General features: G+C 70.4%; 10 protein-coding genes. 5 read left to right on the top strand and 5 right to left on the bottom strand.

Annotated features, from left to right (window positions below):
* The first annotated feature begins 30 nt into the window (after window positions 1-30).
* The 3 genes from ACFQU4_RS19835 to pth all read left to right on the top strand — a co-directional run bounded on the left by ACFQU4_RS19835 (window position 31) and on the right by pth (window position 6211).
* Complete coding sequence (locus ACFQU4_RS19835) at window positions 31-3960, top strand: hypothetical protein (RefSeq protein ID WP_377495067.1); 3930 nt, start codon at window positions 31-33, stop codon at window positions 3958-3960.
* A 1015-nt stretch (window positions 3961-4975) separates the two neighbouring features.
* Window positions 4976-5599, top strand: a complete 624-nt coding sequence (locus ACFQU4_RS19830; protein ID WP_377495065.1) for a 50S ribosomal protein L25/general stress protein Ctc — start codon at window positions 4976-4978, stop codon at window positions 5597-5599.
* A 27-nt stretch (window positions 5600-5626) separates the two neighbouring features.
* The gene (gene pth / locus ACFQU4_RS19825; protein ID WP_377495063.1) at window positions 5627-6211 is read left to right on the top strand and encodes an aminoacyl-tRNA hydrolase; all 585 of its coding nucleotides are present in this window, start codon (window positions 5627-5629) and stop codon (window positions 6209-6211) included.
* Window positions 6212-6218: 7 nt separating this feature from the next.
* On the opposite strand, the gene ACFQU4_RS19820 is transcribed toward pth, so the two are convergent.
* The 4 genes from ACFQU4_RS19820 to ACFQU4_RS19805 form a co-directional block, all read right to left on the bottom strand.
* Entirely contained in the window at window positions 6219-6890 is a 672-nt protein-coding gene (locus ACFQU4_RS19820) for a hypothetical protein (RefSeq protein ID WP_377495061.1), read from the bottom strand.
* Window positions 6891-6932: 42 nt separating this feature from the next.
* Window positions 6933-7706: a class I SAM-dependent methyltransferase gene (locus tag ACFQU4_RS19815; RefSeq protein WP_377495059.1), complete on the bottom strand. Its 774-nt coding sequence runs from the start codon at window positions 7704-7706 to the stop codon at window positions 6933-6935.
* Window positions 7707-7770: 64 nt separating this feature from the next.
* Entirely contained in the window at window positions 7771-8979 is a 1209-nt protein-coding gene (locus ACFQU4_RS19810; protein WP_377495057.1) for an FAD-dependent oxidoreductase, read from the bottom strand.
* Window positions 8980-9148: 169 nt separating this feature from the next.
* Window positions 9149-9796, bottom strand: coding sequence for a PadR family transcriptional regulator (locus ACFQU4_RS19805; protein WP_377495055.1), 648 nt, complete (start codon window positions 9794-9796; stop codon window positions 9149-9151).
* A gap of 120 nt (window positions 9797-9916) precedes the next feature.
* On the opposite strand from ACFQU4_RS19805, the gene ACFQU4_RS19800 reads away from it, so the two are divergent.
* The gene (locus tag ACFQU4_RS19800) at window positions 9917-10483 is read left to right on the top strand and encodes a Uma2 family endonuclease (protein WP_377495053.1); all 567 of its coding nucleotides are present in this window, start codon (window positions 9917-9919) and stop codon (window positions 10481-10483) included.
* Between the two features lie 29 nt (window positions 10484-10512).
* Complete coding sequence (gene mfd, locus ACFQU4_RS19795) at window positions 10513-14100, top strand: transcription-repair coupling factor (RefSeq protein ID WP_377495051.1); 3588 nt, start codon at window positions 10513-10515, stop codon at window positions 14098-14100.
* On the opposite strand, the gene ACFQU4_RS19790 is transcribed toward mfd, so the two are convergent.
* The gene (locus ACFQU4_RS19790) at window positions 14078-14269 is read right to left on the bottom strand and encodes a type II toxin-antitoxin system VapB family antitoxin (RefSeq protein ID WP_377495049.1); all 192 of its coding nucleotides are present in this window, start codon (window positions 14267-14269) and stop codon (window positions 14078-14080) included. The genes mfd and ACFQU4_RS19790 overlap by 23 nt on opposite strands.
* Between the last annotated feature and the right edge of the window lie 8 nt (window positions 14270-14277).

Genomic DNA, 14277 nt, shown 5'->3' with positions numbered 1-14277 from the left:
GAACCCTGATCCGATCCGGAGGACTTGATCATGATCCCAGCGGAACTGGTCCGCCTGTTCGACGAGCCGCCGCGCGACTTCGGGCCGACGCCGCTGTGGTGGTGGAGTGGCGGCAAGGTCACCCGGGACCGGGTGGACTGGCAGCTGCGCCGGTTCGCCGAGGGCGGGATCCACAACCTGGTGGTGATCAACCTCGCGCCGGCCGGGCCGACCTTCGGCGCCATGACCGACGATCCGGCCTGGTTCAGCGGGGAGTGGTGGGACCGGTTCACGTACGCGTGCACGATCGCCCGCGAACTCGGCACCAAGATCTGGTTCTACGACCAGATCGGTTTCTCCGGGGCGAACATCCAGGGCCGGATCACGCTTGATCATCCGGAGCTGACCGGCCAGTCCCTGCGGCGCAGCCAGGTGACCGCGTCCAGCGGCCGGATTCCGTTGCGTGGTACGGAATCCCTGCTGGTCTGCTACGACGGCGCCGGCCGCCGGGTGGAGACGACCGCCGGCGGCCTGGTCGGTGCGGCGGACGGCGCCGAGCTGACCGCGATCACCGTCGTGCCGACCGCCTTCGACTACCTCGACCCGGCCGCGGTCGAGCTGTTGATCGACTCCGTCCACGGCGAGTTCGAGCGCCGGCTGCCGGAGTTCCTGGGCACCGTCATCCCGGGCAGCTTCCAGGACGAGCTGCCCGGCACCAACCCGTGGAGCCAGCGGTTCGCCGACGAGTTCGAGCGCCGGGCCGGCTACGACCTCCGTGATCATCTCGGCGCGCTGTTCCTGGCCACGGCCGACGGACTGGACCCGCGCGACGCGAGCAAGATCAGGACCGACTACTACGCGGTCCGGGCGGAGCTCACCGAGGAGGCGCTGTTCCGGCCGCTGGGGGAGTGGCACAGCCAGCGCGGGCTGCTGCTCGGGGTGGACCAGAGCCACCCGGCCCGGGCCGGCTTCCCGACCCAGGCGACCCAGCTCTACACCGACTACTTCCGGACCCACCGCTGGTACAACGCCCCCGGCAGTGATCATGACGGCGACTCCAAGGTGCACAGCTCGATGGCGCACCTCTACGGCCATGATCGGGTGTGGCTGGAGGCGTTCCACTCCAGCGGCTGGGGCGGAACGCTGGAGGACACCTACGACTGGCTGCTGCCGTTCCTGCGCAGCGGTGCGACGCTCTACGACCCGCACGCCAGCTACTTCGACACCGCGGCCGGCTGGTTCGAGTGGGCGCCGCCGTCGACCGACTGGCGGCAGCCGTACTGGAAGCAGTACGGGGCCTTCTCCGACGCCGTGGCGCGGCTCTGTTCGATCTTGACCTGGGGCCAGTACGACGCCCAGGTCGCGCTGCTGCATCCGACCACGACCGCGCAGGCCGGGCTGCCGATCGACCTGCCGGTGCAGCACTTCGGCGACGGGCTGCTCGGCGAGGGGCACGGCGACGTCGACCGCGCCCAGCAGACCTATCTGGCGTTGAGCGGCGTGAACAACTGGCGGCGTTGGCAGGGCGGGCTGCTGGACGCGGCCGGGATCGCCTTCGACGTGATCGACGACGCCTCGATCCAGCGCGCCGAGATCGACCGGGCCCGGCTGGGCGTCCAATCGCTCAGCTATCACACGGTGATCCTGCCCGCGACGACCGTGCTCGAGGCGGCGACCGCGACCGCCCTGGCCGACCTGCTCGACGGCGGCGGGCGGGTGATCGCGGTCGGCGCGGCACCGTCGGTCGCGGCCGGGCTGGGCAACGACGACGCGGCGGTACGGCGGCTGGCCGATCATCCCGGCCTCGAGGTGGTCGCGGATCCGGCGGCCGCGGTGGCCGAGCTCGATCCTCTTGATCAGCACGTCTCCTCGGACCTGCCACTGCTGGTCCGGCGCTCGGGCCCGTACGGGGTTGCGTTGATCACCGGCGCCCACCCGAACGCCAGCCAGGACCCGGACGGCGCACCGGTCAAGTGGACCGACGGCTTCGACCGGAAGCGCTACGCCGAGAGCCGGACGGTCCTGATCCGCGCGAAGATCGCCGAGGCCGAGCTGTGGGATCCCGCCTCCGGTGAACGGCGGCCGGCGGTGATCACGCCGAGGTCCGGCGGCACGACCATGATCGAGATCGAGCAGGCCGGCGCACCCGCGTTGCTGCTGGTCTGGCGCGAGGGTACGGACGCGGTGGTGGTTCCGGAGCCGCGACCACGCCCATCCGGCTCCGGCCAGGAACTTGCCGGCGGCTGGACCGGCACCCTCGTGCACACGATGGACAACACCTGGGGCGACCTGGCCCGGCCGGCCGGTCGCAAGCTCGACCGGCTCGAGTTGTGGCACGTCGAGACCGCGGACGAGGGCACGGACTGGGAGCCCTCCCGGGCCGGCTACGGGCAACGGGTCATGATCACGACGGATGCTGATCATGGTCCGCTGACTGTCGAGGAGTGCGACCGGATCGCTGCCGGGGAGCGCGACCTGGCCGGGTCCGGCTGGCAGCCGTACACCTTCTCGGCCAGCCGGGCGATCGACCGCGACGCGATCAGCCCACTCGGCAGCAAGGGCCTGGTGCCGGCCGAGTACGTCCTCGCGCCGAACCCCGAGCCGGGCCGGCAGACCCGGGTCCGGGCCGTGCTCCGTACCGATCATCGAGGGCCCGCCGACCTCGTCGTCTCCGCCAGCTCGGCCAAGCAGGTCAGCTGGAACGGCGTCGCCCTGGACGCCCCGGACCACTACGCGGCCATCCACCGGATCGAGGTGGAACGGGAGATCAACATCCTCGAGTACGCCCTCGGCCCGTCCCGGACCGCCGGCAGCCCGAAGATCATCGGCTCCGGGTTCACGATCACCGAGCCGGGCGGCTACGGGGAACGCCCGGAGCACATGGCGTTCGGCGATCCGACGGTCACCAGCGACGGCATGATCACCTTCTCGACCACGGTGACCCTGGCCGAGGCGGCGTCCTCGGCGGCCCTGGTCGTCGGTGCCGCCGGCGCCGCGACCGTGCTGATCGACGGCACCGTCGTCGGCCGCCAGGAGAAGGTCGAATACTACGACTGGGGCAGCCGTCCGATGTACTTCCGGCACGACGTGACCGAGCTGTTCGGCGCCGGTGATCATGTGCTGGCGGTACGGCTGGAGACGGCCGACATCACCGACGTGATCTTCGTCGACCTGGTCGCGCACACCCCGGCCGGGCCGGTGGTCGCGGTCAGCGGGCCCGGCTGGACCTGCACCACCGACAACCATTCCGCGCCGTCGGCGGTCCGGCCGGAGCAGTGGAACGCGATCGAGACCATGCACGCCGCGCACCGCCCGCACCCGCTCCGCCGCGCGTCCTGGCTGCGTGGGGAAGCCGAGCTCGGCGTACCGCCGGCGGACTTCGACATCGCCGACTCCGCCGTACCGCGGCAGCGCCGGATCCGGACCACCCTGCCGGCCGGTACCGCCCGGCTCCGCTCCCCGCTGCGGGTCCCGGCGACGATCATGATCGACGGCATCGAGCACACCGCCGGTGCCGACGGCTGGGTCGCGGCGGCCGAACCGTTGGCGGAACCCGGAACGCTGGAGTTGATCATCGAGTCGTCGGCGTTCCTGCCCGGGGCCTCGGCCCTGGACGGCCCGATCGAGGTCGAGCACGTACCGGCCCCGATCGCCCTGGGCGACTGGCGCGACCTCGGACTCGGCGACTTCAGCGGCGCGGTCAGCTACCGGCGGACCATCGAACCCGCCGGCCCCGGCCCACTGACCCTCGACCTCGGCGACCTCCGCGGCAGCGTCGACGTGCTGCTCGACGGCCACCAGATCGGCTCCGCCTTCTGCGCCCCGTTCCGCTTCACCCTGCCGCCCCTCGAAGCCCCGGCCGAACTGGAGATCGTCGTCTACAACACCCTCGGCCCGTACCTCCACGCCGCCACCCCGACCAACTTCGTCTTCCCCGCCCAACGCTCCTCCGGCCTCTACGGCCCCGTCCACCTCTCCTAACCCGCCACCCCGCCCCATCCCCCGGACCCCACCCCCGCCACCCCACCCCCGCTGACTGGGCACAAAAGCAGCCGTTTTGGCGGCGTGTCGCTGCAGTTGTGCCCGGTCGGTGCGCCGGGTTGAATGCGCGCGGACTTCGGGTTGAATGCGCCGGCTTCCGGGTCGACGTCGTGACCGGCAATTGCGGGCAGGCCCGGGCGCGCCGGATCCCGAATGCACACCGGGGCGCAGATCTCTGCCCTGGGGCCGTCACGTCGCACGACCGGCGCGCCCAGGGTCGGGGTTGCAGGCCCGGCGAGCCCTGGGGCGGGGTTGCAGGCCCGGCCTCGACCGTTCCTCGCATCGACGACGGTCGCGCATCGGCCACGACCGCACGACCGACCGCCTCGGCGGGACCAGCCCGAGGCGATGGGCACGCACCGCCTCGACCCGTCCTGTCATCGGACCTCGTCGAGTGTGGCGAAACGACCAAGCGAGATCGATTTCGAGCGTCCGAAACCTCACACTCCATGCTTCGGTTGCTGAATCGGAGAGGCTCGCGGGTCGTCCTCCGGCTTGCCGCTCCGTCCGCCGGCATTCCTTGCCTGCTGTGATTCTCGGGGTCGCTGGCATTCCTTGGCCGCTGTGATTCTCGGGGTCGCTGGCATTCCTTGGCCGCTGTGATTCTCGGGGTCGCCGGCATTCCCTGCCCACTGAGATTCCCAGGGCCGCCGACATTCCCTGCCCGCCGACATTCCCTCCCCCAACACCACCGCCCGCACCGACCGGGCACAACCGCAGCGACACGCCGCCAAAACGGCTGCTTTTGTGCCCGGTCGGCGGGATTGGTGGTGTGGGGGTGGGGTGGGCTAGGGTGGAGCGGTTGCCTCGGCGAGGGTGGCCCCGATCATGGTCGGGGGCGACCGTGATCGACATGGGCCACGGGTTTCCGGTGTTGACCGGACCGCGGATCTCAGTGGTCGCTCGTCGTGGAGACAGACCAGATTCCTGTCAGTCAGTTCGAGGAGATTCGTTCGTGCCCGAGGTCAAGCTCACCGCCGAAACGCGTACCGAATTCGGCAAGGGCGCTGCCCGCCGGATCCGCCGTGCCGACAAGGTTCCCGCCGTCCTGTACGGGCACGGAGCCGAGCCGGTCCACATCACCCTGCCCGGTCACGAGACCCTGCTCGCGCTGCGCGTGGCCAACGCGCTGCTGTCGATCGACATCGAGGGCAAGTCCCAGCTGGCGCTGCCGAAGCAGGTCCAGCGCGACCCGATCAAGGGTCTGATCGAGCACGTCGACCTGCTGCTCGTCCGCCGCGGCGAGAAGGTCACCGTCGACATCCCGCTGCACGTCGAGGGCGAGGCCGGACCGGACACCCTGGTCGTGGTCGAGAACTCCACCATCAGCATCGAGGCCGAGGCGACCCACCTGCCGCAGCAGATCGTCGTTTCCATCGAGGGCCTGGAGGCCGGCTCGCAGATCCTGGCCAAGGACCTCGAGCTGCCTGAGGGTTCCGTGCTGGGTGTCGAGCCCGATCAGCTGATCGTCAACATCACCAACGCGCCGACCCAGGCCGAGCCGGAGACCGCTGGCGAGGAGGCCGCCGAGGAGGCGTCCGCCGACGCCGAGGCCGAGGGCGCTGCCGAGGAGAGCTGAGCCGCTCCGAACAAGGCGAGCCGAGTCATGCAGCCGTGGCTGGTGGTCGGCCTGGGCAACCCCGGGCCGACCTACGCGAAGCATCGCCACAACGTCGGCCATCTCGTGGTGGACCGCCTGGTCGAGCGTGCCTCGGCCAGGCTCAAGGCGCCGTTCGGGATGCGGGCCGAGCTGGCCGAGTTGCGGGTCGGCCCGCCCGGCGGCGACGCACCGCGGATGGTGGTCGCCAAGTCCCGTACGTACATGAACGAGACCGGCGGACCGGTCTCGAAGTTGATCAAGTACTACAAGTCGTCGCCGGCGCAGTTGATCGTCGTGCACGACGAGCTGGACATCGATCCGGGTCAGTTGCGGGTCAAGTTCGGCGGCGGCGACAACGGGCACAACGGCCTGAAGTCCATCCGGGCCTCGATCGGCACCGGTGACTACTTCCGGGTACGGATCGGCGTCGGTCGCCCGCCCGGCCGCCAGGAACCGGCGGACTATCTGCTCAGCAACATCCCCACCGCGCAGCGGGCCGACGTCGAGATCGAGGTGGAACGCGCCGCCGACGCCGTCGAGTCGTTGATCTTGGTCGGCCTGGACCGCACCCAGAGCACCTACAACTCCTAGTCCGGGCTCACCGGAAGTAGTAGAACCAGTTCGACGCATAGTTCGCGTCGAAGTTCTGCCGGCTGTCGACCACGATGTTGATCTTGTCCCGGCGCAGGAACCCGAACTCGTCGTGCCGCCGGGCCAGCGCGAAGTAGTGGTCCGCCCAGGCCTTCGGCCGGTCCGAGCCGCGCACCGCCACCGCCTGGTCCTCGGTGTGGACGAACACGATCGGCGGTCCGGAGAACCGGCGGGCGCACCAGAACGCGTCGCCGAGTTCCAACCGGGTGACGAACGCGTCCAGGTCGTCCCGGACGGCCAGGTCGTGTACCTCCCGGACCGCGACGCTCTCGAAGTCGTCGAAGCAGACGAAGATCGTCTGCGAGGTCACTCCGGTCAGTCCGAAGCAGGCGTCGAGGCTCGCCACCGCTGCGGCGAACAGCCGGGCCACCGTCCGCTGCTCGCGCGGGTCGGAGTTGCCTGCCGCAGTGTGGAAGCGGGCGTACTGCGCCGTCCGTTCGAGGACGACGCTCAGCCGGGGCCCCCGCCCGATCGTGTCCGGCACGACGTCGAGCGGCGGGAACCCGTAGTGCTCGGCGAACCGGTCGGCGAAGACCCGGAACCGAGGGTCGAGCCGGCCGCCCTGCCGGATCCGCTTCGCCGCCCGGAAGCCGGCGTCCCGGGGCATGATGAAGGCCACCCGCCGAATCTACCGCCGGCCGCGGTGATCATGAACCGATGATCATGGACCGGGCGTCCGGCCGCGGACCGCGGAGGCGCGGGCCGACAAGGAGAACGGGCCGCTCGGCGCGCCGAGCTCGACGAACAGGGCAGCCCGCAGCGCCGCCTGGCGGTCCGGCGCCAGCGACCGGCAGTAGCCGCCGGCCGGACCGATGCCGTACGTCAGCGGCTGCCACAACTCATCGAAGTCGGCGTACGTCGTCGCAACGGCCAACGGCTCCGTCTCGATCCGGTCCAGGCCGGACCGTCGCCACAGGTCGGTCAGGCTGTCGGCGGTCCGCAGCGGCATCCCGGCCTCGTCCGGCGCGTCCGGATCCAGCGACAGGGCGGCGCGCCAGAAGGCGTCCAGCATCTCCATCCCGTTTCCGTACTCCCAGGTGCACGCTGCGATCAGTCCGCCCGGCCGCACCACCCGGTTCAGTTCGGTCATCCCCGACGCCGCATTCGGCACGAAATTGAGCACCAGTTGGGAAAGCGCCGCATCGAACGTGTCGTCGGGCCAGGGCAGGCGATCGATCCCCGCCTGGCGGACGACGGCGCCCGGCACCCGGGCGTGACAGGCATCGACGAAGGACGCGGACGGGTCGACGGCCGCGACGTGCGCCGCGCCGACCTGCTCGGCCAGCCGGGCGGTCAGGGCACCCGGGCCGCACCCGACGTCCAGCACCCGGTCCCCGAATCCGACCGCGGCGAAGTTGATCATGAGCGGTGCCAGCTCTGTCGAGTAGCGGCCCATGAACCTGTCGTACGCGTCGCCGGCGACCGCAAAGCTCACCCGTCCATTGACCACCCGGCTGAGCCGGGTGTCAACGCGATCGGGAACATTCGCCCCGCTGACCTCACCCGGCGGCCGAGACCAGTTCCGGCTGCACCGGGGCGTCCCAGTCGATCCGGTACCGCTGCTCGACGCCGAGGGTCTGTTCCGGATCCATCCTCTTGATCATCATCGGCATCAGCACCGACATCAGCCGCCGCGCCAGCGGGCCCGGAGTCTTGCTGTGGTTGAGCTTCCGGGCTCGCGCCGCGACCCCTTCGACCCGGGCCCGGCGCAGTTCCTCGTACGCCGCGAACGCCGAACCCGGATCGGGCAGGTCGCGCAGGCAACGGGCCAGTTGAACGGCGCTCTCCACCGCCAGCGAGGCGCCCTGGCCGGAGCTGTTCGACGGCGCGTGGACGGCGTCACCGACCAGTACCAGCCGGCCGCGGTGCCACCGGGGCACCGGCGGCATGATGTGCAGCGCCCCGGTGATCTCCAGGTTGTCCGGTGTGGTCCGCCGGGCGAACGTGCCGCCGGGGGAGTCCGCGCCGTAGGTCTCGCGCAGCTGGTCCAGCCAGTGCTCGGCCGGCATGGCCCGCGCGTCCGTCAGCGACAGGTACTCGCGGTGCGGCAGGTTGGCGCCCCACAAGATCGTCTTCTCGTCGAGTACGGCGTACAGGTAGTAGGCCCGGGTCCCGAACGCGAAGACCATCGTTCCCGGCATCAGCCCGAGTTCGTTGTCGATCAAGGCGCCGAAGCCGAGCATGCCGGTGTATTCCGGGCCGGGGTTGGCCGGATCGATCAGGCCGCGGACCGTCGACCGGACGCCGTCGGCGCCGATCAGCACGTCGGCGGTCGCGCTGCTGCCATCGGCGAAGTACGCGGTCACGCCGGAGTCGCTCTCGGCGGTCCGGACCAGCCGCTTCTCGTACTCGAACGGGACGCCGGCGGCGATCGCGTGATCATGAAGGACGCGGTGCAATTCGTTGCGGTCGACCATCTGCAGCGGCGGCAGTCCCTCGGGGGACGGCGTCGGCACGGTCTTCCCGCCGATCGACAGCTCCATCCGCGAGATCGGCTTGGCGATCGCCCGGACGGGGTCGCCGGCGCCGATGAGGTCGAGGGCGGCGACGCCGTTCGGGGCCAGGGCCAGGCCGCTGCCGATGGTGAAGGTCGGGCCTGCGTAGGCCTCGTAGACGCGGGCCGAGATGCCGGCCTTGAGCAGGGCGGTCGCGGTGACCGGCCCGGCGATGCCGCCGCCGATCACGATGGCGGATTCCGTGGTGGACATGGGTGTGCTCCAGTTCTCTTGCGGTACGGGTTCCTCCCTCGAACCGGCCGCAACCCACCCCGATATCCTGTGGTTGCCAGCCTTGGCCGGGTGCGCGGAAGCGGACGCGGTTCGAGACTGTTTCATCGGGCCCGACGGTGGTGTTGCCGCACCGCTGTCGGGCCCGAGCTCATCCGGCGGGCCCCCTTTCGAAGAGGGCGAAGGCCTCGGCGGGCTTCAGCCGGGCCGAATGCGCGCGCTGCCAGAGTTCGAGGTCCGGGAAGGTGCCGCCGGTGATCTCCTCGCGCAGCGTCCTGGTCCAGGACGCCTCCGCCTCCAGCATCGCCAGGTCGTATTCGGACTCGACGATGAACAGCCGGGACAGCCCGGTGCCCGCGATCTCCTCGAGTTCCTGGCGGGCGGTCTCGATGGCGCGGTCCAGTGCGTCGGCCCGGCGGCCGAGCAGTTCGGCGACCTCGTCGGGTGCCAGCCCGGCCATCACCGAGAGCCCGGCGGTGAACCGGTGGTGCTCCGGCTCCGGTTCGGCGATCAGGTCCCGGGTCCAGTCGGCCAGTTCGGTGCGGCCGGCGTCGGTGATCGCGTAGATCGTCCGCTCCGGCCGGGCGCCGTCCCGTTCGCTGCCGACGATCTTGAGGAAGCCGGCCTTCTCCAGGTTGTTGACGACCGTGTAGAGCGAGCCCCACTTGACGTCCATGTCGCGGTCCTTGCCGCGCTCCCGCATCGTCGTGACGATCTCGTACCGGTGCATCGGGCGTTCGACCAGTACGGCGAGCACGGCCAGGGCCAGCAGGTTGTTCACCTTGCGCTTGGTGGCCATCTCTCACCTCGTTCCTCTCGGTTACTCGTCTACGAATATACGCGTACGAGTATTGCGGCACAAGTGGACTGTCGGACCGGCTCTCTAACGTCGGCTCCGTGAGGGGAAAGGACAACTACGATGGCTTCCATGACAGCCGAGGCGGAGGCGTGGCGACTGCCGTTGAGCCGGCCGCTGACCCGCGCCGATCTGGCGGACGCCCCCGATGACGGGCACCGCTACGAGCTCATCGACGGGACGCTGATCGTGTCTCCGGCGCCGAGGCTGCCCCACCAGCGTGCGGTGCGGCGGCTGCTGATCGAGTTGGATGCCGCCTGCACCGATGGGCTGGAGGTGTTGACGGCGCCGTTCGATGTCGTGCTGGCCGAGGACACGGTGGTGCAGCCCGATGTCCTGGTCGCGCGAACCTCGGACCTCACCGAGACGGACCTGCCGGTGGCGCCGGTGCTGATCGTGGAGGTGCTTTCACCGTCCACTCGGCGATTCGACTTGGTCCTCAAGCGGTCGCGGTTCGAGTCGGCCGGCGTGGAGCACTATTGGGTCGTCGATCCGGACGAGCCGTCGATCACCGCCTGGACGCTTGTCGACGGGACCTATCGGGACTCACTGCGAGCTATCGGCGACGAAGAGTTCGACGCCGGCCGCCCGTTCCCGGTCCGGATCACTCCTAGCGAACTCGTGGACTGAATGTCGGTGGAGGGTTGTAAGTTGTCTCGGTGACCCTTTCGGGACTCGTCAACCTTTTCACTCAAGAACCCACCGTCGCCGAATCCATCGGTGACGCACGTGCGCGCACCGTCAGCGCGCTCGACCTGACTGCGCCGGCTCCGATGCGACCGCTGATCGCCGCCGCCCTGTCCGCTGCGCCTGAGGACGGCGGTGCCGGGCGACCGGTGCTGCTGGTCAGCTCCACGTACCGCGAGGCCGAGGAGCTCACCACCGCCCTGCAGTCGCTGCTGTCCGAGGACGACGTCGTCTACTACCCGGCCTGGGAGACGTTGCCGCACGAACGGCTCAGCCCGCGCTCCGACACGGTCGGCCGCCGGCTGGCGGTGCTGCGGCGGCTGGCCGGCACCGAGGGCGAGACGGCGCCCAAGATCATCGTGGCCCCGGTTCGCAGCGTGCTGCAGCCGCAGGTGAAGGGCCTGGCCGACCTGCGCCCGGTCCGGATCAGGGCCGGTCACGACTACGACCTCGACTCGCTGGCGCACGACCTGGTCGGCGCCGCCTACGTCCGGGTGGACCTGGTCGAGCGGCGCGGCGAGTTCGCGGTCCGCGGCGGGATCGTCGACGTCTTCCCGCCGACCGAGGAACACCCGGTGCGGATCGACTTCTTCGGCGACACCGTCGAGGAGATCCGGCACTTCTCGGTCGCCGACCAGCGGTCCGACGAGGCGACGATCGACTCGATCGTGGCCTCGCCGTGCCGGGAACTGCTGCTCACCGACGAGGTACGGGCGCGGGCGAAGGCCCTGGCCGAGGAGCATCCCGAGCTGATCGAGATGCTCGACAAGATCGCCGCCGGGCACGCCGTGGACGGGATGGAATCGCTGTCCCCGGCGCTGGTCGAGGGGATGGAGCTGCTGGTCGAGCTGCTGCCGGTCGACACCCACGTCCTGCTCTGCGACCCCGAACTGGTCCGCGGCCGGGCCCAGGACCTGGTCACCACCAGCCAGGAGTTCCTGCAGGCCTCCTGGGCTGCGGCGGCCGGCGGCGGCAAGGCGCCGATCGACCTCGGCGCGTCCGCCTACCGCGGCCTGGCCGACGTGCGCCAGGCCGCCCTCGACCGGGGGCTGGCCTGGTGGACGCTGTCCCCGTTCAGCTCCGGTCCCGCGAACGGCGACGAGCCGGTGCGCACCGAGGACGGCGAGCTGATCGACTTCAGCACCCAGGTCAGCACGGTCGGCGTCGAGTCCCGGACGATCAGCGGCCAGGTCGGCGAGACGTACCGCGGTGACACCGAGGCGGCCGTTCGTGATCTTGCCGCCCGGGTGCACGACAACTGGCGGCTCGCGGTGATCGCGGAGGGGCACGGGCTGGCCCAGCGGATGGTCGAGGTGCTCTCCGAACATGATCTTCCGGTACGGATCGACGACGGCACCGAGGCCCCCGGCGAGGGCACGATCACGGTCAGCACCGGAGCCCTGCGGCACGGCTTCGTGGCCGAGGCGCTGCGGCTCGCCGTCCTCACTGCCGGTGATCTCTCCGGCCGCGGAGCCGTTGCGGACAAGGCTTCCCGGACGATGCCGAGCCGGCGGCGGAACCAGATCAACCCGCTCGAACTGGTCCCCGGCGACGCGGTCGTGCACGAGCACCACGGCGTCGGCCGCTACCTGGAGATGGTGCAGCGGACGGCCGCCGGCACCACCCGGGAATACCTGGTGATCGAGTACGCGGCGTCCAAGCGCGGCCAGCCGGGTGACCGGCTCTACGTACCGATGGATCAGCTCGACCTGCTCACCCGCTACGTCGGCGGCGAGCACCCGAGCCTGGACCGGATGGGCGGCGCCGACTGGAACAAGCGCAAGGGCCGGGCCCGGCGCGCGGTGCGGGAGATCGCCGGCGAGTTGATCAAGTTGTACGCGGCCCGCCAGGCCAGCCGCGGCCATGCGTTCGAACCGGACACCACCTGGCAGCGCGAACTCGAGGACGCCTTCGGGTTCGTCGAGACGCCGGACCAGCTGGCTGCGATCGACGAGGTCAAGCGGGACATGGAGCAGATCGTGCCGATGGACCGGCTGATCTGCGGCGACGTCGGCTACGGCAAGACCGAGATCGCCGTCCGGGCGGCGTTCAAGGCGGTCCAGGACGGCAAGCAGGTGGCCGTGCTGGTGCCGACGACCCTGCTGGTGCAGCAGCACTATGCGACGTTCGCCGACCGCTACGCCGGGTTCCCGGTCCGGGTCGCGCCGCTCAGCCGGTTCCAGTCCGACCGCGAGTCCAACGCGACCAAGGCGGGGGTCAAGGACGGCAGCATCGACGTCGTGATCGGCACCCACCGGCTGCTCAGCGGCGAGGTCCAGTTCAAGGATCTCGGGCTGGTGATCATCGACGAGGAACAGCGGTTCGGCGTCGAGCACAAGGAGCAGCTGAAGAAGCTGCGGATGGACGTCGACGTGCTGGCCATGTCGGCCACCCCGATCCCGCGGACGCTGGAGATGGCGATCACCGGGATCCGCGAGATGAGCACGATCGCCACGCCGCCGGAGGAGCGGCATCCGGTGCTCACCTTCGCCGGCCCGTACGAGGAGGCGCAGGTCACCGCGGCGATCCGCCGCGAACTGCTCCGTGAGGGCCAGGTCTTCTTCATCCACAACCGGGTGCAGAGCATCGAGAAGGTGGCCAAGCGGATCCAGGAGCTGGTGCCGGAGGCTCGCGTGGTCACCGCGCACGGCCAGATGGGCGAGCACCGGCTGGAACAGGTGATGGTCGACTTCTGGGAGCGCCGGGCCGACGTGCTCGTCTGCACCACGATCGTCGAGGCCGGACTGGACATCTCGACGGCCAACACGCTGCTGATCGAGCGGGCCGACCTGCTCGGCCTGTCCCAGCTGCACCAGCTGCGCGGCCGAGTCGGCCGAAGCCGGGAGCGCGGCTACGCGTACTTCCTCTACCCGCCGGAGAAGCCGCTCACCGAGACCGCCCACGACCGGCTCGCGACGATCGCCGCGCACACCGATCTCGGCGCCGGGATGGCCGTGGCGATGAAGGACCTGGAGATCCGCGGCGCCGGCAACCTGCTCGGCGGCGAGCAGTCCGGCCACATCGCCGACGTCGGATTCGACCTCTACATCCGGCTGGTCGGCGAGGCGGTCGCGGAGTATCGCGGCCAGGAGTCCGAGGCGCCGGCCGAGGTCCGGATCGAACTGCCGGTCGACGCCCGGCTGCCGACGGACTACGTGGAGTCGGAACGGCTGCGGCTGGAGATGTACAAGCGGCTCGCCGAGGTGCGCAGCCTGGACGATCTCGGCGAGGTCCGGGCCGAGCTGCAGGACCGGTACGGCGACCCGCCGGCCGAGGTGGACAACCTGCTGGCCATCGCCGAGTTCCGGATCCTGGCCCGGCACGCCGAGCTGACCGAGGTGGTCGGCCAGGGCAACTACATCCGCTTCGGCCCGGCCTCCCTGGCCGAGTCGAAGGTGCTCCGGCTGAAGCGGCTCTACCCGGGCAGCGTGGTGAAGGAGGCCGCCGGCTTCATCCTGGTCACCCGGCCGCGCTCGCGGACGATCGGCGGACCGCCGATCGTCGACAAGGAGCTGCTCGCCTGGGCGACCGAGGTGATCAACAGCATCTTCCTCGCCTGAGCTCCGGCAGGCCGCCTGACTCGAGCCAGTCGAAGAACGATTTTCGTTGCTGGCGCTTGATCATCTCGGCCAGCGCCGCGTTCGCCGTGGCGGCAGGCGTCGTCGTCCCAAGGGACTCGGCCGCCTCACCGAGCAACGCGTTGTCCACCTCGACCACCATCCGCTGCATCGGACCTC

The sequence above is a fragment of the Microlunatus sp. GCM10028923 genome, from assembly GCF_042666975.1.
Classification (GTDB): Bacteria; Actinomycetota; Actinomycetes; order Propionibacteriales; family Propionibacteriaceae; genus Microlunatus.
Note: the sequence above shows the minus strand (reverse complement) of the source record. Positions and strands in the feature narration are given on the sequence as shown.

Bases quoted from the DNA above. Each gene is read 5' to 3' on its own strand.
- ACFQU4_RS19805 (WP_377495055.1), bottom strand. From the start codon at position 9,796: ATGGCCACCAAGCGCAAGGTGAACAACCTGCTGGCCCTGGCCGTGCTC.
- ACFQU4_RS19835 (WP_377495067.1), top strand. From the start codon at position 31: ATGATCCCAGCGGAACTGGTCCGCCTGTTCGACGAGCCGCCGCGCGAC.
- pth (WP_377495063.1), top strand. From the start codon at position 5,627: ATGCAGCCGTGGCTGGTGGTCGGCCTGGGCAACCCCGGGCCGACCTAC.
- ACFQU4_RS19810 (WP_377495057.1), bottom strand. From the start codon at position 8,979: ATGTCCACCACGGAATCCGCCATCGTGATCGGCGGCGGCATCGCCGGG.
- ACFQU4_RS19790 (WP_377495049.1), bottom strand. From the start codon at position 14,269: ATGCAGCGGATGGTGGTCGAGGTGGACAACGCGTTGCTCGGTGAGGCG.
- ACFQU4_RS19800 (WP_377495053.1), top strand. From the start codon at position 9,917: ATGGCTTCCATGACAGCCGAGGCGGAGGCGTGGCGACTGCCGTTGAGC.